This is a genomic window from Arthrobacter sp. 08Y14, from assembly GCF_002929455.1.
GTDB lineage: Bacteria > Actinomycetota > Actinomycetes > Actinomycetales > Micrococcaceae > Arthrobacter_B > Arthrobacter_B sunyaminii.
In genome coordinates this window covers 273865-295433 of the sequence record NZ_PJIX01000002.1, presented here as the reverse complement: position 1 = coordinate 295433, position 21569 = coordinate 273865, and the positions used below count along the sequence as shown (strand labels likewise).

23 protein-coding genes and 1 riboswitch are annotated in these 21569 nt (G+C 64.6%); of the genes, 3 read left to right on the top strand and 20 right to left on the bottom strand.

What is annotated here, in order from left to right; genetic code table 11:
• The first annotated feature begins 28 nt into the window (after positions 1–28).
• Positions 29–826, top strand: coding sequence for an SDR family NAD(P)-dependent oxidoreductase (locus CXR03_RS07960; RefSeq protein ID WP_104103212.1), 798 nt, complete (start codon positions 29–31; stop codon positions 824–826).
• A gap of 508 nt (positions 827–1334) precedes the next feature.
• Here the strand turns inward: CXR03_RS07960 and mscL are convergent.
• Positions 1335–1763 carry a large conductance mechanosensitive channel protein MscL gene (mscL, locus tag CXR03_RS07950; RefSeq protein WP_104103209.1) on the bottom strand — a complete coding sequence of 143 codons (429 nt, stop codon included), beginning with the start codon at positions 1761–1763 and terminating at the stop codon, positions 1335–1337.
• Between the two features lie 182 nt (positions 1764–1945).
• Between mscL and CXR03_RS07945 the strand changes: the two genes are divergently transcribed.
• Complete coding sequence (locus CXR03_RS07945) at positions 1946–2404, top strand: universal stress protein (RefSeq protein ID WP_104054532.1); 459 nt, start codon at positions 1946–1948, stop codon at positions 2402–2404.
• 57 nt (positions 2405–2461) lie between these two features.
• Here CXR03_RS07945 and ribH read toward each other — a convergent pair whose 3' ends face one another.
• The 19 genes from ribH to CXR03_RS07850 form a co-directional block, all read right to left on the bottom strand.
• Positions 2462–2944 carry a 6,7-dimethyl-8-ribityllumazine synthase gene (gene ribH / locus CXR03_RS07940; RefSeq protein WP_104054533.1) on the bottom strand — a complete coding sequence of 161 codons (483 nt, stop codon included), beginning with the start codon at positions 2942–2944 and terminating at the stop codon, positions 2462–2464.
• Positions 2945–3015: 71 nt separating this feature from the next.
• A complete protein-coding gene (ribA, locus tag CXR03_RS07935; protein WP_104103208.1) occupies positions 3016–3684 on the bottom strand; it encodes a GTP cyclohydrolase II in 669 nt (222 codons plus the stop codon).
• Entirely contained in the window at positions 3684–4364 is a 681-nt protein-coding gene (ribB, locus tag CXR03_RS07930) for a 3,4-dihydroxy-2-butanone-4-phosphate synthase (RefSeq protein WP_104103206.1), read from the bottom strand. The genes ribA and ribB overlap by 1 nt, the downstream gene beginning before the upstream one ends.
• Positions 4361–5014: a riboflavin synthase gene (locus CXR03_RS07925; RefSeq protein WP_104103205.1), complete on the bottom strand. Its 654-nt coding sequence runs from the start codon at positions 5012–5014 to the stop codon at positions 4361–4363. Before CXR03_RS07925 ends, ribB begins: the two co-directional genes overlap by 4 nt.
• A 3-nt stretch (positions 5015–5017) precedes the next feature.
• Positions 5018–6148, bottom strand: a complete 1131-nt coding sequence (gene ribD, locus CXR03_RS07920; RefSeq protein WP_258073551.1) for a bifunctional diaminohydroxyphosphoribosylaminopyrimidine deaminase/5-amino-6-(5-phosphoribosylamino)uracil reductase RibD — start codon at positions 6146–6148, stop codon at positions 5018–5020.
• A complete protein-coding gene (pnuC, locus tag CXR03_RS07915; protein WP_104103203.1) occupies positions 6145–6831 on the bottom strand; it encodes a nicotinamide riboside transporter PnuC in 687 nt (228 codons plus the stop codon). Before pnuC ends, ribD begins: the two co-directional genes overlap by 4 nt.
• Positions 6832–6934: 103 nt before the next feature.
• Positions 6935–7080: riboswitch (FMN riboswitch) on the bottom strand.
• Positions 7081–7188: 108 nt separating this feature from the next.
• On the bottom strand, positions 7189–7854 hold the full coding sequence (gene rpe / locus CXR03_RS07910; protein ID WP_104103202.1) for a ribulose-phosphate 3-epimerase: 666 nt from the start codon (positions 7852–7854) through the stop codon (positions 7189–7191).
• A gap of 39 nt (positions 7855–7893) precedes the next feature.
• On the bottom strand, positions 7894–9435 hold the full coding sequence (locus CXR03_RS07905; RefSeq protein WP_104103200.1) for an RsmB/NOP family class I SAM-dependent RNA methyltransferase: 1542 nt from the start codon (positions 9433–9435) through the stop codon (positions 7894–7896).
• Entirely contained in the window at positions 9432–10361 is a 930-nt protein-coding gene (gene fmt, locus CXR03_RS07900) for a methionyl-tRNA formyltransferase (protein ID WP_104104038.1), read from the bottom strand. The genes CXR03_RS07905 and fmt overlap by 4 nt, the downstream gene beginning before the upstream one ends.
• A gap of 12 nt (positions 10362–10373) precedes the next feature.
• Entirely contained in the window at positions 10374–10955 is a 582-nt protein-coding gene (def, locus tag CXR03_RS07895) for a peptide deformylase (RefSeq protein WP_104103199.1), read from the bottom strand.
• A 185-nt stretch (positions 10956–11140) separates the two neighbouring features.
• Complete coding sequence (locus CXR03_RS07890; RefSeq protein WP_104103197.1) at positions 11141–12022, bottom strand: cytochrome; 882 nt, start codon at positions 12020–12022, stop codon at positions 11141–11143.
• Between the two features lie 103 nt (positions 12023–12125).
• Positions 12126–13310 carry a CaiB/BaiF CoA-transferase family protein gene (locus tag CXR03_RS07885; protein ID WP_104103196.1) on the bottom strand — a complete coding sequence of 395 codons (1185 nt, stop codon included), beginning with the start codon at positions 13308–13310 and terminating at the stop codon, positions 12126–12128.
• A 138-nt stretch (positions 13311–13448) separates the two neighbouring features.
• Positions 13449–14270 (bottom strand): SDR family NAD(P)-dependent oxidoreductase, encoded by an 822-nt coding sequence (locus CXR03_RS07880; protein WP_104103194.1) that lies wholly within the window; start codon positions 14268–14270, stop codon positions 13449–13451.
• A gap of 61 nt (positions 14271–14331) precedes the next feature.
• Positions 14332–15285 (bottom strand): PDR/VanB family oxidoreductase, encoded by a 954-nt coding sequence (locus CXR03_RS07875; RefSeq protein WP_104103193.1) that lies wholly within the window; start codon positions 15283–15285, stop codon positions 14332–14334.
• Between the two features lie 46 nt (positions 15286–15331).
• Positions 15332–16540 (bottom strand): cytochrome P450, encoded by a 1209-nt coding sequence (locus CXR03_RS07870; RefSeq protein WP_104103191.1) that lies wholly within the window; start codon positions 16538–16540, stop codon positions 15332–15334.
• Positions 16541–17100: 560 nt separating this feature from the next.
• Positions 17101–18333, bottom strand: coding sequence for a TetR/AcrR family transcriptional regulator (locus CXR03_RS07865; RefSeq protein WP_104103190.1), 1233 nt, complete (start codon positions 18331–18333; stop codon positions 17101–17103).
• A 138-nt stretch (positions 18334–18471) separates the two neighbouring features.
• On the bottom strand, positions 18472–18888 hold the full coding sequence (locus tag CXR03_RS07860; RefSeq protein ID WP_104103188.1) for a MaoC/PaaZ C-terminal domain-containing protein: 417 nt from the start codon (positions 18886–18888) through the stop codon (positions 18472–18474).
• Positions 18885–19343, bottom strand: a complete 459-nt coding sequence (locus CXR03_RS07855; protein ID WP_104103187.1) for a MaoC family dehydratase N-terminal domain-containing protein — start codon at positions 19341–19343, stop codon at positions 18885–18887. Before CXR03_RS07855 ends, CXR03_RS07860 begins: the two co-directional genes overlap by 4 nt.
• Positions 19344–19345: 2 nt before the next feature.
• Complete coding sequence (locus CXR03_RS07850) at positions 19346–20530, bottom strand: lipid-transfer protein (protein WP_104103186.1); 1185 nt, start codon at positions 20528–20530, stop codon at positions 19346–19348.
• A gap of 211 nt (positions 20531–20741) precedes the next feature.
• Here CXR03_RS07850 and CXR03_RS07845 point away from each other — a divergent pair, with 211 nt between their 5' ends.
• Positions 20742–21569: an SDR family NAD(P)-dependent oxidoreductase gene (locus CXR03_RS07845; RefSeq protein WP_104103185.1), complete on the top strand. Its 828-nt coding sequence runs from the start codon at positions 20742–20744 to the stop codon at positions 21567–21569.

Below are 21569 nucleotides of genomic sequence, written 5' to 3'. Positions count from 1 at the left end.
CACGAGTTCAACAACCGGAGGATTAACGATGACAGACAATCAGTTGAAGGGCCGGGTGGCGCTGGTGACCGGCGGCGGTGACGGGCTCGGGCAGGGAATCGCCCGCCGCTTCGCACAGGCCGGCGCGGCGGTACTCATTGCAGAGTTCGACGACGCCAAAGGGCAGGCCACGGCCGACGGCATCAACAACGACGGCGGCCAGGCAGCGTTTGTTCACTGCGACATCACGGACAAATCGCAGATGGACGCTGCAGTACAAACTGCCATTGAAGACTTCGGCTCCATCGACATCCTCGTCAACAACGCGTACCGCAGCTGGGGCATCCACCGAGTGGAGGACAAAACCGACGAAGAGTATGAAGCGAACTTCACGATGAACGTGCTCGCACCGAACTGGGCCATGAAAAAGGCCTTTCCCGTCATGAAAGCGCAGCAGTGGGGCCGGATCATCAACATCAGCTCCCTCAACGGTGTCAACGCCCATATGGGCACGGCCGCCTACAACGCCAGCAAAGAAGCGCTGCGTGCCCTCACCCGCACAGCCGCCCGGGAATGGGCTCCGTACGGCATCACCGCGAACATCATGTGCCCCGCCGTGGCGTCAGCGGCTTATCGGAAATACGCTGAGCTTCACCCCGAGGCAGCTGCCGCCACTGATGCCGCACTGCCCATGGGCCGCATGGGAGACGCAGAATCCGATCTGGGCGGCGTGGCAGTGTTCCTCGCCAGCGAAGACGCAAGATACCTCACGGGCAACACCCTCTTCGTAGACGGAGGCAGCCACATCAACGGCTCGCCCTGGGATCCCCGGTTCCAGGAGAAGTGATCCCGGGGGATCGCACGTTGGGACCCGCGGATGACGCTGCGAAACGCTTCGCCTACGAAAACCGAACCTGGGCAGAGTTGCCTCTGTGGCAGCGGAGGTTCTACCTGTGGCTGGTTCTGACCTTCGTACTGGTGGACCCGCTCGCTCGTGTCCTTCTGCAGGTTCTTGGCCTGTCCGAGTCGGCATCTTCGGCTCTGGGGGCGGTCGTGTCCCTCCTGATCCTGACGCCTTTTGGGTTAGCGTCGTGGCGGGAGGCCAAGGAGCGGAAAGCGGCTGGCCTTGTGCCGCCAGCCCCTGAGATCACTCATCGCATACTGGCGGGATGGATTGTCACGGCAATCCTGTTGTGGATACTGTACGGATTCCTGGTCGCGTCTCAGGGGTTCGTTCTTCCGGTGCTCCCGCTCGTTGTGTCATTCCTTGCAGCGCTGCGCTGTACCCAGCGGCGGTCACAAAAAGAGCGCTTCGCTCCTGGGGACCCGGCAGTCCCGGCCCGATCGGATCCCGATTAGTGTTTCGGCCCGCTCTCGGCGTGGGGCGTCCCGTTCGGCGGCTGCGAAGTGAGCGCATCCCGGATCTCGGTCAGCAGCATCACCTGCGGATCCGCTTCCTCCTCCGGGGTGATCCCCAGCCTGCGGTTGCGCCGTTCGATCATTTTGTTCATCGGCAGCACGATCGCGAAGTACACGGCAGCCGCGACGAGCAGGAAGTTCACGACGGCAGTCAGCAGGACCCCGAACTGAATCTGGTTCCCGTTGAAGTCAACCGCCGCGAAACTGTCGAAGTTCGGCGAACCGACGAGCCCGGAAATGAACGGCATAAGCACCGAGTTGACCAGGGCGTTCACGACGGTCGTAAACGCTGCGCCGATGATTACGGCAACCGCCAGGTCCAGGACATTGCCCTTCATGATGAAGTCTTTGAATCCCTTTAGCATCTCGCCAGAGTAACCGCCCCAGGACCTGCGGCGCAGCCCTCACCGAAGATTTAAGCCTTGCGCGGCAGCATTACTGCGCGCGATTATCGGGTCCCGCAACCGCCTAAGCCCCGTGCACCCTGACCACCGCGCAGACGCCGGTCTACGATGCTCAGTGAAGGCCGACGAAAGGTGGAGGACAAATGACCGATAGCAGCTCGTTCACGATTGTTGTTGGCGTTGACGGCTCCCCCGATTCTCGGCTGGCCCTGGAATGGGCCGCTGATGAGGCCCGTCTGCGCAATGGCCGGCTCCAGTTGATTACGGCTTGGAGCAAGCCGCCGTTGGCATGGTATCCGGAGGTGTTGGAGACTGCGGCGGGTGGAATCGCCGTTGCGCCTGCTCCCGAGGAAGACGCCGGCAAGCTGAATGCCGAAGCGCTGAAGTTCGCAGCAGACAAGGGCGCCGCGGCCACGGGCCACGTTGTCCACAACCACTCGCCCGCTGCTGCGATAGTCGACGCCGCCAGGGAAGCGGATCTTATTGTTGTTGGCGCACGCGGATACGGCGGATTCGAAGGGCTGCATCTCGGAGCGGTCTCGCATCAAGTCGTCAATCATGCGCATTGCCCGGTGCTGATCTTCCGCCCGAAGGCCGCCTGAGATCCCTGGAATAGCGGGCAGGCCTCCCCTGCCCGCTTTCCATAGGCCCTTAAGCCCTCAGACCCCGGCGCCGCGCAAGGCTGCCACTGTGTTCACCGCGGCAGCCACCGCCTCGTAGCCCTTGTCTTCGGAGGAGCCGGGAAGACCCGCCCGGTCCAGGCCCTGCTGCTCCGTATCGCAGGTCAGCACGCCGAAGCCGATCGGTGTGCCGGTGCGGACGCTGACGTCGGTCAGGCCGGTAGTTGCCGCGGAGCAGACGTAGTCGAAGTGCGGTGTCCCGCCGCGGATGACGACGCCGAGGGCAACCACGGCATCAAAGTGCGGTGCCAGCCGGGCCGCGGCAACGGGCAGTTCAAAGCTTCCCGGCACCCGGATCAGCTTCGGCAGCAGGCCCGCATCCTCCACGGCGCGCAGGGCGCCGTTGATCAAGCCGTCCATAATCTCGGTGTGCCAGCTGGCGGCCACGATGGCCACCCGGATATCCAGGCCCTTGGCCTTGATGCTGCTGACGTCATTGTCCGGTGCGCCGTGTCCGCTCATCGTATTTACTCCTGGTAGTGGGCTCTTGTGGTGAATTCTTAGGGGGCAGGTCTTGTCTTGGTCAGGTTCAGTTAGCCCTGCTGGACCGGCTGGGTGCGCAGCAGAGTCAGCCGGTGGTCCATCCGGTCCCGCTTGGTCTGCAGGTAGCGCTCATTTTCGGCCCGGACCGGCACTTCCGAAGGCACCATGGCGGCGACCGTAATTCCATACTGCTGCAGCCGGTCGCGTTTGGCCGGGTTGTTGCTCAGCAGCCGGATCCGGTTCAGTCCCAGCGAGTGCAGGATATCCGCGGCGGACTCATAGTCGCGCCCGTCCACGGGAAGTCCCAGCTGCTCGTTGGCATCCACCGTGTCGGCCCCGGCTTCCTGCAGGGCGTAGGCCCGCAGCTTGTTGGCCAGTCCTATCCCGCGTCCCTCGTGGCCGCGCAGGTAGATCACGGTGCCTCCGTGCAGATTGATTAATTCCAGGGCCTGCTCCAGCTGCTCTCCGCAGTCACAGCGGTAGGAGCCAAAAACATCTCCGGTGAGGCACTCCGAGTGCAGCCGTACCAGCGGGGCCGCTGGTCCGCCGTCGGAACCGGCTCCGGCGGCGTCCTGCTGGATGCCTGTTCCCGGCGAGGAGACAGTCATGTGCTCCGCCCCGGTGCGCTGATCGGTCCAGGCCTGGGCAATGAAATCGCCGTAGGGAGTCGGCAGATGAACTTCGGGACCGGGAACGACGCCGGAAACAGGTCCGCTCATCAGTTTCCCTCCGCGTTGGGTGAGTGTGCACGCTCCAGATACGCCACCAAATCGTCGATGGAGATCAGCGGCAGATCGTGCATATCGGCAAACGCGCGCAGTGCAGGCAACCGCATCATGGATCCCTCGTCGTGGACGAGTTCGGCAATCACACCCACGGGTGTGCAGTTGGCCAGCCGCGCCAGCTCCACAGCTGCCTCGGTGTGTCCGCGGCGCCCGCGGACGCCGTCGTCGTGCGCCCTAAGCGGGAAAACGTGTCCGGGGCGATGCAGATCAGCGGCAGACGCGCCCGGATTGGCGAGTACCCGGGACGTAGTGGCCCGGTCCGCAGCGCTGATACCGGTGCTCACACCAACAGCGGCGTCGCAGGACACTGTGTAGGCGGTGCCCTTGGTGTCCTCGTTGACGGCGGTCATGGGCGGCAGATTCAGCCGGTCCGCGTAGGATCCGGGCAGCGGCACGCAGATCACCCCGGACGTGTAACGGACCGTCCAGCCCATCAGCTCGGGTGTGGCATGCTGGGCGGCAAAGATGATGTCGCCTTCATTCTCGCGGTCCTCATCGTCCACGACGACGACGGGACGTCCCAGGGCGATGGCCTCCACCGCTGCGTCAATACTGTCCAGCAGGATCATCTCGGGCGGAACATCAGCGTTAGTGCTCCCGGCTCGGATGCTCATAGTTCTTCTCCTTCGGCAGCGTGGGCTGGTTTCTTCGGGTTGGCGAAGGCAAGCAGCCGCTCTGCATACTTGGCCAGCACATCAACTTCCAGATTCACCGCCGACCCCGGCACCAGCGTCCCGAGGCCGGTTGCTTCCAGGGTGGTCGGAATCAGGCCCACCTCGAACCACTGCTGCGGTTCCTCGGCACCGCTGACCGCAGTGACCGTGAGTGAAACGCCGTCGACGGCGATGGACCCCTTCTCGGCGATGTACCTGGCCAGCTGTGCCGGCACGCCAAAGCGCAGCCGGTCCCAGTTGCCGAGGTTCTCCCGCTCCAGCAGTTCACCGACGCCGTCCACATGGCCCTGCACCACGTGGCCGTCCAGCCGGCCGCCGGCCGGAACGCAGCGTTCCAGATTGACCCTCGTTCCCGGCCGGAGTTTGCCCGTGGTGGTCCGGTCCAGGGTTTCGCCCATGACGTCCAGCGAAATCCGATCTCCGTCCAGGGCCGTGGCCGTGAGGCAGACGCCGTTCACCGCGATGGATCCGCCCAGCTCCAGGCCCACGCCGGTGGCCGGGGCACTGATGACAAGTACAGCCGAGTCATCCTCGGTGTTCGGGTCCAGGGATACAACGCTGCCCTGTTCAGCCACAATTCCGGTAAACACGAGTCATCCTTCCAGTTGTTGGGTGCCGGCGGGTACGTCAACCGGCTGGGCGTCGGCCGGCACGGGCTCAAGCCGCAGCCGCAGGTCAGCGCCCACCAACCGCGCGGCACCGCCGTCGGTCTCGTCCCAGCGCCAGCGGGAGGCATCAGAGAGGGTATGCACGCCGAGGTTGGCGAACGCCGGGGTGCCGGCGCCCAGCAGAACCGGCGCGATGTAGGCGACCAGTTCGTCCGCAAGTCCGGCGCGCAGGAAGGCACCGGCGACAGTGGCGCCGCCTTCGATCATGAGGTGGCGGACCCCCCGTGCGTACAGGTCCCGGCAGATTTCCGCCGGGTCATGCTCAAAGAGCTGGAGGAACCGTCCGTCGGTTCCGCGAATGGCTGCATCATCCGGCACGGGCCGGTGCCCTACGGCTACCCGCAGCGGTTGCTGAACGGCATCCTCACCGTCGGCGTTCCGTGCGGTCAGCTGCGGATTGTCCGCCAGCACGGTGCCGGTTCCGACGACGACGGCGTCCGCGCGGGTGCGGATGGAATGCCCGTCGGTGCGGGCCAGACTTCCGGTGATCCACTGACTGGAGCCGTCTTCGGCAGCGGTTCGGCCATCCAGGCTCTGCGCGGATTTGACCGTCACGAAGGGCCGTTTTTCCTGCGCGGCACGGATCCAGCGGTGATTGAGATCCGTTGATTCGGCTGCCATGAGGCCACCGTCAACGCTCACTCCTGCGGCAGCCAGCGCTGCAGCTCCCCCGGCTGCGTCAGCAGTTGAATCGACAGCGGCATAGATGACCCGCGAGATGCCGGCATTGATGATTGCCTGGGAACAGGGCCCGGTCCGTCCGGTGTGGTTGCACGGCTCAAGAGTCACCACCATGGTTGCCCCGGTGACGTCTGCGCCGCTGGCGGCGGCGTTGGCGAGGGCATCGGCTTCCGCGTGGGCGGTTCCGGCGCCGCGGTGGAAGCCGCTGTTCAGAACCGCCCCCGCGGAGTCGAGGACCACTGCGCCCACCAGGGGGTTTGCACCGCGGATGCCCTTTCGAGCGAGGTCCAGTGCGAGGTCCATGGCGTTGCGCTCGGCAGCTCCGCGTTCGGCAGCGCCGCCGTCAGCCGGGATGCCGCCGTGCGGGCCGGTCACCGCACCACCCTGGGGTCAGGCATCACCGTCTCCACCTCGGGCTTTTCATCCTTTTTGGCTTTGGCCCAGACAAAGAACCCGATCAGGGTAAAGATGCCGTAGAAGACGTACATGAACGCCGTCGCGTAGTAACCGGCGCTGAACAGCAGAGGCACGCCCACAATGTCCACGGCCACCCAGATCAGCCAGAACTCCACCCACCCCTTGGCCATGCCGTACGTGGCGAGGAGGGATCCGACAAAGGTCCAGGCATCGGCCCACACCGGCTCATAGGAGCCCAGGCGGGCGAAGACCGGGGTCAGGGCAACGGTTCCAATCAGCAGGGCTGCCACCAGGCCAAGGCGTTCGGTGCCGGATGCCCATTGGGGCGTGACTGCGGTGCCGCCGTCGTTCTTACTCTGGGACCAGCGGCGCCAGCCGTAGACGGATACGGCGATAAACATGATCTGCCGTCCCGCCTGGCCAAGGAGGGTGGCGGAGTCTGCGTCGCCGAACAGCGAGCCGACGAAAACGGTGAGCAGAAGAGCGTTGCCGATGATGCCCACCGGCCAGGCCCAGACTTTGCGGCGCATGCCGCCCAGGGCGCTGAGGAGCCCGAAAATATTGCCTACGACCTCGCGCACCATCAGGGATGAAGATCCCACCGGTACCTGAGCGTCAAAGAGCCACCGCAAAAAATCCATGTCGTTCCTATCCGTGAGCGGCGGCTCCGGGGGTACGACAGTACGGTGCATCGACAGCTGGGTCCCCGCTTGAGGGGACGTTAACCGTCGGTTCAACAAACTGCACGTGCTTCTCCCATCCAGACTTTAACTGTCGGTACTGGAATTTCACCAGTTCAACCGCACCGCTTTTCCCGATGTTCGGGAGCTGCAGTGCGGGTCGCGGACTATAACCGCCGGTTCGGAATTACACCGACCCCGGAGCACGATTCTTAAACACATTCTTACACAACTTGTCCGGCCATGCGCCACTTTTAGATGAAGGTTCAAGTAATATTCGTCACACTGTGTAGGGGATGCCGACGGCGGCCCGAACCGTCAGCGCGCTGCAGCCTCCGCGGCGGCACGCAGCTTGCTGATGGCGTCGTTCGGGTCTCCGCTGCCGTAAACCGCTGAGCCCGCCACAAACACGTTCGCGCCGGCCTCGGCAGCGCGCTCGATGGTGTCAGCGGAAATACCTCCGTCCACCTGGATGGCAAGCGGCAGGTTCGAGCCGCGGACGGCCTCTGCGGCGCGGCGGATCTTCGGCAGCGTAACGTCCAGGAACTTCTGCCCGCCAAAGCCCGGCTCCACGGTCATAATCAGCAGCATGTCCAGTTCGGAGAGCATGTCCAGGTACGGTTCCACCGGGGTAGCCGGGCGCAGCGCCATGCCTGCCTTTGCACCGCGGTCACGAAGGTCGCGCGCCAGCTTGATCGGCGCGGCGGAAGCTTCCACATGGAACGTGACCGATGCCAGTCCCAGCTCCGCGTACAGCGGAGCCCAGCGGTCGGCGTCGGAAATCATCAGGTGCGCGTCCAGGGGCAGCGCGTTGACTTCCTGAATGCGCTGCACCACCGGCAGTCCGATGGTCAGGTTCGGCACAAAATGGTTGTCCATGACGTCCACGTGGACGGCGTCGGCGGTGCTGATCCGCTCCAGCTCGGCCTGGAGGTTGACGAAGTCGGCCGAGAGGATGCTCGGGTTGATGCAGCACTTGCTCATGGTTCTCCTAGTGAACGGTCAGACTTGCGAACAGTCAGGTTAGACTTTGCGGCGGATCAGGGCCAGGAACATCGCATCGGTCTGATGGATGTGCGGCCACAGCTGCGCGGTGAGCTCGTGGCCGGCCTCCAGATTCCCGGTAAGGCTGGCACTGTCCAGCGCCGCCCCGGCGTCGAGCAGTTCGAGGTCATTGCGCAGGCGCAGCACATCGGCGACGACGGCGGTGGTCTCGGCCGGGTGCGGCGAGCAGGTCACGTAGCCCACCACCCCGCCGGGCTTGACGGCATCGACCGCTGCGGTGAGCAGTTCACGCTGCAGCGCGCCAAGCTCCCCCACGTCGGTGGGCTTGCGGCGCCAGCGGGATTCCGGCCGACGGCGCAGGGCACCCAGCCCGGTGCACGGGGCGTCCACCAGGATGCGGTCAAAGGTATCCGGATACTGCTCGGCAATGCTGCGTCCGTCCCCGGTGCGTACGTCCCAGACCTCGCCCGGAACTGCTTCCAGCGCCTGGCGGACCAGCTTGGCGCGATGCGCTGCCGGTTCGTTGGCCAGCAGGATGGCACCCTTCTCGTTGGCCAGGGCGGCCAGCAAAGCTGCCTTGCCGCCGGGGCCGGCGCAAAGGTCCAGCCACTGCTCGCCGTCGCGGCTGCCGTCAGCGGTTCGGTCGCCAATGTCCACTGCCGCCAGGGCACGTGCCACGAGCTGGGATCCGGCATCCTGGACGCGCGTGGTTCCGGCTCGGACGGATTCCAGGCGGCCGACGTCCCCGGCCGAGTACAGGGCCGAGTCGGCAACCAGCTCACCGTCCACGGCTCCGGCCTCGCGCGCCTCATTCAACGAGCCCAGACCGGGCAGAGCCACGAGGTTCACCACCGGGGCGTCGTTGTCCGCCTGCAGCAGGTCGGTGATTTCCTCGACGCTGCGGCCGTGGGCCACCAGGGACTGGCGCAGGGCGCGGACAATCCATTCCGGATGGCTGTGTTCAATGGCCGCCCGCTTGGTCGCGTCGGTTTCGCCGCGGGTCAGTTCCTCGAGCCAGGAGTCCAGGTCGCGTGCTGCAACCTTGCGCAGCACGGCGTTGATGAGTGCTGACGGGCCGGCACCAATGACCGCACGGGCCAGGCCCACCGTCTGGTCCAGTGCCGCGTGCGCCGGAACGCGCATCGCCAGCAGCTGGTGGGCGCCAATCCTCAGGGCGTCCAGAACGGCGGGGTCCAGCCGCTCCAGCGGGCGGTCCACGCACTTGGCCAGGATCGCGTCATAGGTTCCCTGCCCGCGCAGCGCGCCGTAGGCAAGTTCAGTGGCGAACCCGGCATCCCGTTTGTCCAGGTGGTGCTTGCGGATGCTCTTGGGCAGTACGAGGTTGGCATAGGCGTCATCCTCGGACACGGCGCGGAGCACCTCGAAGGCGACCAGCCGGGCCGGATCCGCGGCACGCGTGCGCTGGCCCGGCGCCTGCTTGGTATAGCTGCGCACGGCGGGACGGCTGCGTTCGTGTCCCTTTTCGTTGCGTGCCTTGTTGCCCTGGGCTGAACGGGCAGAGGGCGTGTTGTTCTGCGGAGTGCTGTTTTGGGGGGTCATTCGAAGACCACGTCCTCACGGTTGGCCAGGCCGCGGGCCCAGTCGGCCCCCGGCATCATTTTCTTGCCCGCGGGCTGCACCTGCGCCAGTTCCAGCCCGGATGAACCGGTGCCGACGACGGCCGCAGCCTGCGCACCGCCGGTGAAGCGGACCTGGCCGGGGGCCAGATCGGTGATGTCAGGGCGCAGCACGGCGGAGCCGATCTTGAAACGGGCGCCGTCCCATGTGGTCCACGCACCCGGTTCCGGCGTGACGCCGTTGATCCGGCGGCGGATAGCCAGTGCAGGCTGCTGCCAGTCAATCCGGGCATCGTCGATGGTCAGTTTGGGAGCCAGCGTGATGTTCCCCGTTTGCGGCACAGCGTGTGCCGCGCCGGTTTCAATAGCACTGAGCGTCTGCGCAAGCAGCACGGCGCCACTGCGCGAGAGCCGTTCCAGCAGCGCGCCGCTGGTGTCTTCCGGGTGCACGGTCTCCGTCAGTTGGCCGTACACGGGGCCGGTATCCAGGCCCTTTTCCAGCAGGAACGTCGAGGCGCCGGTGACGTCGTCGCCGTTAATGACGGCGTGCTGCACGGGGGCTGCGCCGCGCCAGGCGGGGAGCAGGGAAAAGTGCAGGTTGATCCAGCCGTGTTCGGGGATGGTCAGCGCCCGTTCGGGGATGAGTCCGCCGTAGGCAACGATGGCGGCAACATCCGGGTTGGCGGCACGGATGGCGGCCACGGCGTCGTCGTCGATCTTTGCCGCCCGGATCACCGGCAGGCCCAGTTCTTCGGCCCGGGCTGCAACGGGCGACGGCGTGAGGGTGCGTTTGCGCCCCAGCGGTGCGTCGGGGCGGGTGAGCACGGCGACGACGTCGAAGCCTGCTTCCAGCAGGGCGTTCAGTGAGGGGACGGCGACGGAAGGGGTGCCGGCGAAAAGTACGCGCAGAGCCACGGGCCGCTAGGCCTTTCCGCCGGTGCCGAAGGACGCTCCGGCGCCGAAGGCCGAGCCGACAGTCTGGGCGCGCTCCGCCGTCGTGCGTCCGGCAATGGCGTCATAGTCTGCCTGGCGGATGGCGCGAAGTGCCTTCTTGCGGTTTTCGCCTTCGAGCCGGTCAATGTAGAGCACGCCATCCAAATGGTCGGTTTCATGCTGGAAAGCGCGGGCGAGCATGCCCTCGCCTTCGAGCGTCACGGGATTGCCGTCCTTGTCCACACCGGTGACGCGGGTCCAGCGGCTGCGGGAAACGGGATAGCCCAGTCCGGGAATGGAGAGGCAGCCCTCCATCTGGTCTTCCTGGCGGTCTTCGCTCAGCTCAAGGACGGGATTGACAACGTGCCCGGACTGGCCGTCAATCCGGTAGGTGAACACCCGGAGGCTGACACCCACCTGGGGTGCGGCAAGACCGGCGCCGTCAACATCCTCCATGGTTTCTTCCATGTCGGCGACGAGCTTGGCCAGCTCCGGTCCGAAGTCCGTGACCTCCTCAGCGCGGGTCCTCAGGACGGGGTCGCCGATAATCCGGATGTTCAGGATTGCCATCTAGGTTTCGTTCCTTACTGTTACTGCGCATCTGCTAACTGATTGTTGCCCGGAACCAGTCTAGTTGCGCCGGGCGCATTGCGGCTCCCCCGCGCAATCAGGCGCGGGGGCACGAAGGCACAATGGGTGCTCGGTGTGTGTCTACTGAGGTGCTCTACCCTTGGCTATACCCCCGCCCCGCTTGCTTAAGTGGACGAGGTTTGGGGAGCCCGGACTGCATGCGCCCCGACCGGCGGCGGCGCAATGGGCAGGAGCGCGCGGCCTGCGCCCGCGACGTCGTACGAGGTTTGCCAAAGCCGGCGCAGGGCACAGAACTTGAACCAGTGCTGCGGAAGGACAGCGGGGTTGGCGCGCATGGGCCGCACTTCAGTTTGCCCGACGGCGACACCGAGCAGCAGCGGATCCTCGCCGTAGGCCCACGGCTCCCAGATGCCCTTGCCCGCGTCCACCAGGGATTCCTTCGCCTTCATGCCGGCCACCAGCTGCATGACAACCTTGTCATCCAGCGGTTTGACCTGTCCGTCGCGGTCCGTGTTCTTGGTCTTGTAGTCGATCAGGCAGAGCCGGCCGTTGATGCGCGCCACCAGATCAAGGGTGCCGGCGTAGCCGAGTTCGTCATTCCACACGGTGATTTCCGGCGCCAGCGGCTCCACCTGATACAGGTCCCACCACTCATCGAAACGGTCGGCGAACTGGTGCTCGCCGTGTTCCAGCAACGCGGTGCGTGCCGCTTCAAGTTCGTGGGGAAGGTCCAGGGCGCGCAGGGAAACCTGCTCACAGTAATAGTGCACGCGCGTTCCGCGTTCAGCCGCCTGGTCCCGGTAACGCTCCGACGCTCGCGAGGCCTCCTTGACGAGGGAGCGCAGCGCGCCGGGGTTGCCGAGGCTTGCGGGGAGCTTGGGATCCTTGACTACCGCAGTGGCAGCCATGTGGCTGTGCCAGCCGTCCAGCGACGTGGCACCCTGCGCGATCACGGTGGTGATGGACGGTACCGTAGGCGGTTCGGAGAGGGACCGGGAGTACATCCGTCCGAATTCTGTTGAATGTGCCAGAGCTGGTTCAGTCATATCTTCAGTTTGCCATCTCGCACTGACAGAGTTTGCGGGACCCTCCGCAGCGGCTGAAACCGCAGGAGATCAATACCGTCCTGTGCGTTCAGGGAAATGGCTTTCACCCCTGAATCGCGGCTCCGGCGGCGATCAGCGCATCAACTTCCACGTCCTTGAGTCCCCACGACTCGAGAACGCTGCGCGTGTGGACGCCGATCACCGGCGGAGCCTCCGGGATAGGGCTTCCGGTACGGCTGAATCGGGGCGCCGGCGCCGGTTGCATCACGCCGCCTATCTCCACGAATGTCTGCCGAGCGGCGAGGTGCGGATGCTGCGCAGCTTCTGACAACGAAAGTACGGGGGCGACGCAGGCGTCGGTGCCGTCGAAAACCTCAGTCCATTCAGCCCGGGTCCGCGACGCGAAGCGAGCCGCGATCGACTCGCGGAGCCTCGGCCACATCGCCGGGTCATCGCGCTGCGCGGCCTCTTCGGTCAGGCCGATCAGCACGGAGAACTCGGCGTAGAACTTGGGCTCCAGCGCGCCCACGGCCATGTAGCCGCCGTCGGACGTGGCGTATGTGTCATACCAGGGCAGTCCGCCGTCGAGCATGTTGACGCCGCGGCGGTCGTTCCACAGATTCGAGGCCATCATGCCGTGAAGCAGGCCGGTCAGCGAGCTGGCGCCGTCGACGATCGCGGCGTCCACGACTTGGCCCCGCCCTGATCGCTGGGCCTCCCAGACAGCGGCAAGAATACCGATCACCAGGAAGGTTGATCCTCCGCCGAAGTCGCCCACGACATTAAGCGGGGGCGCAGGCGCTTCACCCGGCCGCCCCATCGCTCCGAGGGCTCCGGTCAAGGCGATGTAGTCAATGTCGTGGCCTGCGGTCTGGGCGAGCGGTCCATCCTGCCCCCAGCCGGTCATCCGCCCGTAGACGAGCCGCGGGTTGGCCGCCCGGCACTCCTCCGGACCGACACCAAGGCGTTCGGTGACCCCCGGACGGAATCCCTCGATGAGGACATCCGCCTGCTCCACCAGCCGGAGGACAGTACGGATACCCTCCGGATACCGCAGATCCAGAATGACGGACTTGCGGCCTCTGCGGGTCACGTCGGTCAGCGGCATGCCCCCGTCACCGGCGGTACCGGGCCGCTCGATCCGGACCACCTCCGCACCCATGTCCGCCAGCAGCATCGCAGCGTAGGGCCCCGGCCCGATGCCGGCGAGCTCGACGACCCGCAGGCCGTACAGGGGTCCGCCGCCGGTGTCGGGCACAGGCTGCGGAGCATCGGTACATGTGGTCATGGAGATCCTTTTGTTCTATGGATTCACGCCGATGGGTCACGGCGTCAGCTAAGCGGCAGCGCTGCTCGTGGACCACTTGGTTCATGAGCAGCGCTGCCGCCGATTCAGCCAGCAACGCGGAGCGTTACTTTGCGGGATTTATCCGACGGTCGTCATCATGAGCCGGTTCATGTCCGGAACGAATGGCTGGTGGCTGAGCAGGCCCCCGTCCACACGAATGATCTCACCGTTGATGCCCAGTGACTCGTCCGAGGCCAGGAACAGGAATACCTGTGCGAGACGCTCGGGGGTGTTCATGGCCGGATTGAGAGTGTGCTCGGTGTAGACGTCCTTGATTGCCTGCGGGAGCTGCTGGGCCGGCGGAGTCGTGGTGGTTCCCGGACAGATCGCATTCGCCCGCACTCCCTTCTTGCCGTGCTGGGTAGCGGTGTACTTCGTCAGCGCGATCAGCGCAGCCTTGGTCGCGCCGTAGGCGGACAAAGCCATGTCACCCGCGAAGGCATGGGTGGACGAGGTGTTGATGATCGACCCGCCGTTCTCCTCCAGATGCGGCATTGCGTGCTTGCTCAGCAGCATCGCACCACGTAGGTTGGTGGCGAAGACGTTATCCCAGACCTCCACCTCCATGGAGGCGATCGGACCATCGTTTTGCGGGAAGATTCCCGCATTGTTGATCACAACGTTCAGACCGCCGAAGGTCGAAACGGCTTCCCGGACGAGCGCCTCGATCTGCGCCTCGTCGCGGATGTCGGCATAGACCGCAATGGCCGTCTTGTCGCCGTGCTCATCGTTCAGCCGATCGGCCAACGCCTGGGCGGCTTCGATCTTGATGTCGGCCAGCACCACCTTGGCCCCCTCAGCGGCCAGCGCCGACGCGACGGCCCCTCCGATGTCCAGCCCGCCGGCTTCCACCCACGTGGCTCCGGTGACGATAGCGATCTTTCCTTTTGCGCGGTCCATGGCAAACTCCCTTGTTCGAAATGATGGATGAAACTGGATGGATTGGTACGAGCTGCACGTCCTACATGTCCAGCACCAGGCGTGCGCCCTGGCACCGGGAGACACAGATGAGGATGTATTTGCCGTCTTCACGTTCCTCAGGCGTGAGCACGTTGTCCCGGTGATCGGGGACGCCCTCGATCACCTCCTGTTCGCAGGTGCCGCACATCCCCTGGGTGCACGAGAAAGGCACGTCGATGCCGGCGGCCTGCAGCGTGCCGAGGATGGACTTATCCTCGGGCACCGTGAGGCTGAGGCCTGACCGGTCGAGGACGACCTCGAACGCATGGTCGTTTGCTTCATTAGCGGCGTTCCGGGTGAACCGTTCGGTGCGCAGCGAACCAGCCGGCCAGTCCTTCATGCTGGCTGCCACCGCGTCCAAAAAGCCACCCGGGCCACAGGCATAGACCAAAGTGTCATCGGCTGGAACCGCCAGCAGGCCGGTCAGGTCCATCAGTCCGCACTCGTCCTGCGGCATGATCGTGACGCGCTCGGCCTGAGAGCCCAGTTCGTCCAGGAAAGCCATCGACGCGCGGCTGCGCCCTCCGTAAACCAACCGCCATTCGGCGCCCGCCGCCTCTGCGGCCACGATCATGGGCAGCAGCGGCGTGATGCCGATGCCGCCCGCCAGGAACAGGTACCGCGGGCTGGGAAGCAGCGGGAACTCGTTGCGCGGGATTCCGATGCGGATCTTCGCGCCGACCTCAAGCGTGTGCACTTCCCGTGACCCGCCTCGCGACTCAGGCTCCCGCAGCACCCCGATCCGATAACCCTTCTCCGGATCCGGGTGGCCGCACAGCGAGTACTGGCGCACACTGCCCGACGGGAGCACGACGTCGACGTGTGCTCCCGGCGTCCAGGGCGGGAGTGCCTGCCCTGTAACCGGCCTCAGGATGAAGCTTCGGACCCCCGATGCGACGTCACAGATCGTGTCAACGATGACCTCGTGGTCATCACGGATAGAGCGAATGGACATCGGTGTCCTCTCTCACTGATGGGATGCGCAAGTCCCGCTGAGGATCTCAGCGGTCCCAGGTAACAGGGAGTTCGTGGATGCCGAATATGCGGGCGTCGTTCTTCATCTCGATCTGCTCCGCGGGGATAGCCAGGCGCAGATTCGGCAGACGCTCCAGCAGGAGCGCATAGACAACCCGCAATTCGAGACGGGCCAGCGGAGCACCCAAGCAGGCATGAATGCCGTGACCGAACGTGAGATGACGGCTGGCATCGCGATGGAAGTCCAACACATCGGGATCGGAAAAAACCTCCGGATCCCGGTTGCCCTTCTCGGTGGAGAACATGATCAGCTCGCCCTTCGCAACCGGCTGGCCGGCAATCTCCATGTCCTGTGTGGCGGTCCTCGGCAGGCTGCCGATGATGTCGAGGTGGCGTAGCAGCTCGTCGACCGCTTGAGGCATAAGCTCCAGGTCCGCCTTCAGCTCCGCCAGCTGCTCGGGGTGTTCGAGAAGTGCATACAGCCCCAGGCCAAGCATGTTGCCCGTGGTCTCGTGCCCGGCCATCAACAGGAAGGTCGACATGCCGGCGACGTCAGTGACACTCAAATCGCCTGAGTCGATGTGCTTGGTCAGCAGGGAAACCAGGTCATCCCCGGGGCTTTCCTGCTTGACGACCACAAGTTCGGCCAAATAGCCCATCACCTCACCAATTGCCGCGCCCACCTGCTCAGGGGTGTTGCCGCGCTTCAGCACCGCACGTGTGCGGTCCTGAAAGAAGTCGTGCCGGTCGTAGGGAACCCCGAGGAGCTCACAGATCACCAGCGAGGGCAGGGGCAGGAACAGGGCCTCAACGATGTCCACAGGCCCGTCTGCCTTCTCCATTTCGTTGATCAGGCTGTTGGCGATACGTTCCACTGTGGGCCGCATCGCCGCCATCCGCCGGGGCGTGAACTCTCGCGCCAGGATGCGGCGCAGGTCGTCATGCTGAGGCGGATCCATAGCCACGAAGAACCCCGGCACTGCGGCATCCCCATCGTCTCCGCGGGATGAGTCATCGATACCGCGCACGCTCATCCGCGGGTCGGCCAAGACCTGGCGTATGTTGTTGTAACCCGTGACGAGCCACCCCGGTGTGCCGTTGAATTCCACTTTGTCGAGCTTGTCGTCGCTGAAACCCTCGTACTTGGTATTCGGAGCGAACGGGCAGGTGCGCCCGAACGGAAAGCTGGGCGGGGAGCCGTCTTTCAGCGGGGCGTCGTTCTCAGTGATGGTCATCGGTGCTCCTTCGGTGGCTGGCAGTGTGATTGGAGTTCTAGGCCTGGCAGGCGGGCGTCGTACTGGGAAGTGCCGGAATGAGGCTGCACTGGTAGCTGCCATATGTTTCGACCCATATGTGATGCGCGCCACATTGTTAGTGTTCACATCGTTGCACCAAGGTTTGCGCTAGGTCAACGACTAATGCCATATTTGTTGAAGCTGAATATGCACCGGTGTACGTATAGCCCTAGAATGCGGGTATCTTTCGCAGATTTCTGTGCATCAGCATCCAACTGCCGAGCGATAACTGTTCTCAATCGAGTGTGAAAAGTTAGTCTTGCCTATGACCCGAGGTCCTGCCTGACGTCACTGACATATGGACCTCGCGCACCTTGGCGGCGTAATGCCGCCAAACCGGATCCGGGTTGCCCCACCAGGGGTGAGCACGCCGTCCAAGGCGGTGGTTTGAACACCGTGCTTGAGCAAGAGAAAGCATGAGAAAGGAACCGGTGGGGCACAGATGGCAGCCGGCTTCGACGTCCTTAAGCTCAGGCGGGCAAAAAACCCGAGTTTGGAGATTACTGCCCGACGGGCGCATCCTCTGCTGACAGACGCACCATCGAGTGCGCGAGAACCACGAGTTCCTCGGCAATACCGGGGCGGGCTCGCAGCCGGGGTGTCTTGGAGGCGTCCGTGACCACCCCGATGACGGCCTGAGCCAGGGCGCGGGCGTCAGCAGGCGCCAAGGCTTTATTGAGCGTGCAGATGGCATCGATCCACTCAGCGACATACTCACGCTGGGTCTCACGCAGGGCATCCTGCTCCTCAGGAGTCAGGTACAGCAGGTCACTCGCCAGGATGTGCATGAGACGCCCGTGCACCCCGAACGCCTGCCGGACGTACGTCCGGATCAGGGTGTCGAGCACCGCGTCCGGTGTGGCGGCAAACGCCAGAGCATCGGCGGTCACATACAGCAAGCCTTCGGCGCCGCGTTCGAGGATCGCTTTGAGTACCTGCGTCTTGCCCGTCACGTTTTGGTAAAGCGTAGCCAGGGAAACCTCGGACGCCTTCGCGATGTCGTCGATCGAGACTCCATAGAATCCGCGTTCCCCAAACAGGCGTGCCGAGGCCTCGAGGATCCGCTCACGCCGTCCTGCAGGGCGGCGTGAAACAGGCACAGCCGCCGGCACCGACGTCGGCCCCGGTTCGGGCAAAGGTGCCGCGATCATCGCCTGAACGAGGGCCCCCTGGAGGTACATCAACCGTTGTGGACTGAGGGAGCCCACGATGCTGGGAGTGTTGGAGAACATCGACAGGATGGTGTGGCCGGTGAGCTCCGCGTGGTGCGTCGACATTGCAGGGTAGGCATCAACCAGCAGTTCGGCGAGACGCTTCTGGTTCAGCTCGAACTGTCCATTGAGCCTGATCCGTTCCTCCGGTTGAAGGTGCTGCTGCTCGCGTCGCCACAAGGTGGCCTCGTCGCGATTGGCAGTTAGGTCGCTCAGCCCATCCAGGTAGCGCTGCAGCCGTGCGGCAGCTGTCCCCTCCGCCTGCGCCACGGCGTACAGGCCTTCCACGTCGGCCGACTGCGCCTCGAGGGCTCGCGCCAGGACGTCATGCTTGCCCTTGAAGTGCCGGTATACCGCGGGACCCGTGAGTCCGACGGCCGCACCGATCTGGTCAATGCTGACGTTCTGGTAGCCGTGTTCCTGGAACAGGAAGGTGGCGGCCCTGATGATCTGCTCGGTTCGTTGGGCACCGCGTGCTGAGGATGCCTTCGCGGCGCCGATTGCAGTGGTGGACTTTGCCATTAGATTCCCATCGGCTTGCCGGCTCGGTCCAGGGCGGAACGCGCCGCGGATTGTCATCGTTCATCTTGGCATCTTCTGACCATAAACAGAACCGGGACTCACTTGCTGGATGCTCCGCACACAGCGCGGCACCAGTCCTCAGCCCAAGGCCACCACCGCGGAGCCCGCCAGGGTCTGCGTACCGTCGGCCAGCACTGCCGAAATGTCCAGGACAGCACGCTGCTCGCCGTTGACGGTGATGATCTCACGTACGGCGGCCCGGAGCACCGGTTCCGCCAGCACCGGAGTGATGGCGGTGAACCGGGCCGAAAACTCCCGGATGTGCTCCTGCCGGAAGGTGTCGGTGAGCAGCCTGCCCAAGTATGCCATCGACAGCATTCCGTGCGCGAACACGTCATCCATGCCAGCGGCCCGGGCCGAGTCCACATCGATGTGAATCGGATTATGGTCCCCCGATGCGCCGGCAAAGAGGGCCAGTGTGGTCCGACTGATGGCGCCGGGACGGAGCTCACCGACCTGGGTCCCGGGCGCGAGTTCCTTGCTGTCGGCGGTCATGCCACTCCTCCTGCGGGGTTTTTGATGACGGTGACACTTTCAAGCTCAGCCACCACGGTACGATCGCGCGTCACTGTCGTCCGGCGAACAAGGAAGTCGAGAGATCCGCCAGCCTTGCTGTAGGCGTCCACGTAACGCGTCTGGAACTGGACGCGGTCACCGGCATGCACGTCAGCGAACAAGCGAAACCGCTGTTCACCGTGAAGCACGGAAGCAAGATCGACGCCGTGGGCGGCGAGGTCGGCGAACACAACGGAGTTTTCGAGCTCCAAGCCGAACAGGAAAGTCGGCGGAGCCAGCACATCGGGGTGGCCCGCGCTCCGGGCTGCCGCCTGATCCCGATAAATCGGATTGGTCTCGCCGATCGCAAGTGCAAACTGGCGAATCCTCCCCCGTTCGACGTCGGCATCAATCAGCGCGGTGGCGACGTCTAGGATGGCGTGGTCGAGAGCCATGCTTAGCCCACCTTCTCGTAGAGACTGACCACGGCAGCGCCGCCGAGTCCGAGATTGTGCTGCAACGCCAGCTTCGCACCTTCGACTTGCCGATCTCCGGCCTGTCCGCGCAGCTGCCACACCAGCTCGGCGCACTGAGCGAGGCCAGTGGCGCCCAAAGGGTGGCCCTTGGACAGCAGCCCGCCGGACGGGTTGGTGACAACCCGACCGCCGTAGGTGTTGTCCCCGTCCATCACGAACTTCTCAGCCGTCCCCTCCGGGGTCAGCCCCAGGCCTTCGTACGTGATCACTTCGTTGGTGGAGAAGCAGTCATGCAGCTCCACGACCGGGATATCCACCGGGTCCACTCCTGCCGTCTCGTACACCTCCCGCGACGCCTTTACCGTCATGTCGTAGCCGACAACCCTCATCATGTCCGTGGTGTCGAACGTGCCCGCCAGGTCCGTGACCAAAGACTGCGCCCGCAGCCGAATGGACGAATCGATGCCCTTCGACTTCGCGAACTCCTCGCTGCAGACGATGGCTGCGGCAGCGCCGCTGGTGGGCGGGCAGCACATGAGCAGAGTCAGAGGACCCCAGATGGGCCTGGAGGCCATGACATCGTCCAGGGTGATCTGCTCACGGAAAACGGCGAGGGGATTACGGCCGGCATGTGTGCGGGCCTTCACCGAGACGCGCCCGAACAGCTCGTTGCTGACACCGTACTTTTCCATGTAAGCCAGACCGGCACCTCCAAAGAGCTGCGGTGCCATCGGACCGTTGGCGTCGCCGTCGGGCAGAGCGGCCGCGACGGCCTCACCGCGTGCCGTGGGGCTCGGGCGATCTGCGAAAGCGTTGCCCAGGGCGCCCGGTGTCATCTGTTCAAAACCGAGGGCAAGCACGCACTCGGCCGCACCCGAGGCGACCGCCTGGCGAGCCAGCCACAAAGCGGTGGAGCCCGTGGCGCAGTTGTTGTTGACGTTAACTACAGGGATTCCGGTCATGCCGATCTCATACAGCGCGTTCTGACCGGACGTGGAGCCTCCGAAGACGTAACCGACGTAGGCCTGCTGCACGTCGGTATACTCCAGCCCTGCGTCCTTGAGCGCAGCCAGTCCAGCGCGTGACCCCATGCGGTCATAGGTTTCGCTGGCGCCGGGTTTGGTGAACGGCATCATTCCGACGCCGCTAATGCAGACGTTACGCATGTGGCCTGCCCTCTCGTTACTGGTAGATGATTTGCTAATCAGGGACATCATTCAAAGTGGTGATTAACAATAACCCCAGTTTTCTGCTGAAAACTAGTCATTGACCACGTTCTAAACTGAAGTTACTATTCACTAAAGTGATGTCAGTCACAAACAACCGTGCCAAACGCGCCAGGTCCCCCTTGGCGCGGCACCACTAGGAGGACACGACATGAGCGTTGCAAAGCTGCAGGGCAAGGTAGCCCTGATCTCCGGTTCGGGCCGAGGCATCGGTCGTGCCGTTGCCGTGAAGCTGGCGTCCGAGGGCGCCAGGGTCGTGGTGAACGATCTGGACGCTGAGCCCGCTAAGGAAGTCGTAGCCGAGATCGAGGCTCTCGGCGGCCAGGCCGTGGCCTGCATCGGCAGCGTCACCGACCCCGAGTTCGCTGATCGTTTCGTATCCACGGCGGTTGACAACTTCGGCGGCATCGACATCATCGTGAACAATGCGGGCTACACCTGGGACAACATCATCCAGAAGATGTCCGATCAGCAGTGGGCCGACATTATGGACGTCCACCTCACCGCACCGTTTCGCATCCTTCGGGCCGCCCAGCCGGTGATCAGCGCCGCTGCCAAGGCAGAAAGGGCCGCCGGAGGCCCCGTGCCCTGCCGCAAGGTGGTCAACATCTCCTCCACCTCCGGCCTGCTGGGCAACGCCGGCCAGGCCAACTACTCAGCTGCCAAGGCCGGCATGATCGGCCTAACCAAGACCATTGCCAAGGAGTGGGGCCGCTACAACGTAACCTCCAATGCCGTTGCCTTCGGAGTAATCAGCACCCGGCTCACCTCGGTCACCACCGAGGCCCGGACCATCGAGGTCGAGGGCCGGGTCCTGCCGGTCGGTGTCAACCCGGAGGTCTTTGACGCCGCCACCAAGCAGATCGCCCTGGGACGCGCCGGGTCTGTCGACGAGGCAGCCGGCGCGGTGTACCTGCTGTGCACGCCGGAGTCCAACTACGTCACCGGTCAGGTCCTGGTCTGCGGCGGAGGCCTCTGA

What these genes read in the sequence shown, in the direction of transcription:
- CXR03_RS07960 (WP_104103212.1), top strand. Translation starts at nt 29, where the DNA reads ATGACAGACAATCAGTTGAAGGGCCGGGTGGCGCTGGTGACCGGCGGC.
- mscL (WP_104103209.1), bottom strand. Translation starts at nt 1,763, where the DNA reads ATGCTAAAGGGATTCAAAGACTTCATCATGAAGGGCAATGTCCTGGAC.
- CXR03_RS07945 (WP_104054532.1), top strand. Translation starts at nt 1,946, where the DNA reads ATGACCGATAGCAGCTCGTTCACGATTGTTGTTGGCGTTGACGGCTCC.
- ribH (WP_104054533.1), bottom strand. Translation starts at nt 2,944, where the DNA reads ATGAGCGGACACGGCGCACCGGACAATGACGTCAGCAGCATCAAGGCC.
- ribA (WP_104103208.1), bottom strand. Translation starts at nt 3,684, where the DNA reads ATGAGCGGACCTGTTTCCGGCGTCGTTCCCGGTCCCGAAGTTCATCTG.
- ribB (WP_104103206.1), bottom strand. Translation starts at nt 4,364, where the DNA reads ATGAGCATCCGAGCCGGGAGCACTAACGCTGATGTTCCGCCCGAGATG.
- pnuC (WP_104103203.1), bottom strand. Translation starts at nt 6,831, where the DNA reads ATGGATTTTTTGCGGTGGCTCTTTGACGCTCAGGTACCGGTGGGATCT.
- rpe (WP_104103202.1), bottom strand. Translation starts at nt 7,854, where the DNA reads ATGAGCAAGTGCTGCATCAACCCGAGCATCCTCTCGGCCGACTTCGTC.
- CXR03_RS07905 (WP_104103200.1), bottom strand. Translation starts at nt 9,435, where the DNA reads ATGACCCCCCAAAACAGCACTCCGCAGAACAACACGCCCTCTGCCCGT.
- def (WP_104103199.1), bottom strand. Translation starts at nt 10,955, where the DNA reads ATGGCAATCCTGAACATCCGGATTATCGGCGACCCCGTCCTGAGGACC.
- CXR03_RS07890 (WP_104103197.1), bottom strand. Translation starts at nt 12,022, where the DNA reads ATGACTGAACCAGCTCTGGCACATTCAACAGAATTCGGACGGATGTAC.
- CXR03_RS07885 (WP_104103196.1), bottom strand. Translation starts at nt 13,310, where the DNA reads ATGACCACATGTACCGATGCTCCGCAGCCTGTGCCCGACACCGGCGGC.
- CXR03_RS07880 (WP_104103194.1), bottom strand. Translation starts at nt 14,270, where the DNA reads ATGGACCGCGCAAAAGGAAAGATCGCTATCGTCACCGGAGCCACGTGG.
- CXR03_RS07875 (WP_104103193.1), bottom strand. Translation starts at nt 15,285, where the DNA reads ATGTCCATTCGCTCTATCCGTGATGACCACGAGGTCATCGTTGACACG.
- CXR03_RS07870 (WP_104103191.1), bottom strand. Translation starts at nt 16,540, where the DNA reads ATGACCATCACTGAGAACGACGCCCCGCTGAAAGACGGCTCCCCGCCC.
- CXR03_RS07865 (WP_104103190.1), bottom strand. Translation starts at nt 18,333, where the DNA reads ATGGCAAAGTCCACCACTGCAATCGGCGCCGCGAAGGCATCCTCAGCA.
- CXR03_RS07860 (WP_104103188.1), bottom strand. Translation starts at nt 18,888, where the DNA reads ATGACCGCCGACAGCAAGGAACTCGCGCCCGGGACCCAGGTCGGTGAG.
- CXR03_RS07855 (WP_104103187.1), bottom strand. Translation starts at nt 19,343, where the DNA reads ATGGCTCTCGACCACGCCATCCTAGACGTCGCCACCGCGCTGATTGAT.
- CXR03_RS07850 (WP_104103186.1), bottom strand. Translation starts at nt 20,530, where the DNA reads ATGCGTAACGTCTGCATTAGCGGCGTCGGAATGATGCCGTTCACCAAA.
- CXR03_RS07845 (WP_104103185.1), top strand. Translation starts at nt 20,742, where the DNA reads ATGAGCGTTGCAAAGCTGCAGGGCAAGGTAGCCCTGATCTCCGGTTCG.